Here is a 1,002-nt window from a genome sequence, read left to right as displayed (position 1 = left end):
GGCATCAACTGTCTTATATTCCTCTGTAACAATCTTCATTCCTGTCAGGCAAAGAGCTCCAGCAAAATGCAATCGCAATTGTTTCCCGGATGTCTGCAAAGTCTTTTGAACGCCTTTATAAAACTTTCTCTGAAAAAACGATTACCAGAGACAGCCCCATATATTTTTTCTCCACGAATACCTCTTCCTTTCTCGCATTGGAGGTATTCATTAATTCCACTTTCATCGATGTAAACTCGATTCTCTTCAGGAATATTTTCTAGCTTTTGTTTAAACTCTTCTCGTTTCTTTTCATCTCTTTCTTTATAGAAAAATGTCTTTTTTTTAAGGTTATTTTCAATCTTTTACATGCATAAATTGTTGTTCCAAATGCCTCTGCTATTTCTCTAAGATAAGCATCAGCATGTTCTTGAATATAATGTTTTAACTTTTCATTATTGAGTTTACTTAGTGATCTTTGCTTCAACTTGGGAGCTAAATTGCCTTGCTTTTCTAACTTTTTCCAATTTAGAAGAGAACGAGGAGAAACTCCAAAAGCCTGAGCCACCGCTAAAGGAGAACCACATCTTTTTAAATATTTTAAAGCTTTTATTCTTAAATCTCTTGAGTATGTCATATTTTGAATTATACAAATTACTTAAGAAAAAATAAATTTAATTCACTATATATAGTGGTTCCGATTCAATCACATAGAAAAATATAGGATTAACGACAAGTTTCAAGTCGTTGACTTGAACCCCGTTAAGCTAGCCGTTTGAATTGGCACTACTATATACTAGTTTGATTTCAAATTAAGAATTGTATAACTAGGTTTTTTTGAAAAAATTGCTCTATCTTGCAAGAAGATGTTATCTTTTATATAAAAATGTTTATGCATTCAAACTCTTAATTTGAATGTAAACGAGTATATAGTGGTTCCGATTCAATCGGATAGAAAAATATTTTGTTTTGTGTTAAGCTATTGAGTATGAAAAAACTGACCCCTAGCCAGATAGCTGACTT

At 31.9% G+C, this 1,002-nt stretch carries 1 protein-coding gene; it reads right to left on the bottom strand.

The features are described from left to right. Positions 1-259: 259 nt before the first annotated feature. Positions 260-616 carry an IS630 transposase-related protein gene (locus RHOW815_RS08235; protein WP_215217796.1) on the bottom strand — a complete coding sequence of 119 codons (357 nt, stop codon included), beginning with the start codon at positions 614-616 and terminating at the stop codon, positions 260-262. Positions 617-1,002: the final 386 nt, after the last annotated feature.

The sequence above is a fragment of the Candidatus Rhabdochlamydia sp. W815 genome (assembly GCF_018642185.1).
In the GTDB taxonomy this organism is placed as follows: domain Bacteria; phylum Chlamydiota; class Chlamydiia; order Chlamydiales; family Rhabdochlamydiaceae; genus Rhabdochlamydia; species Rhabdochlamydia oedothoracis.
Note: the sequence above shows the minus strand (reverse complement) of the source record. Positions and strands in the feature narration are given on the sequence as shown.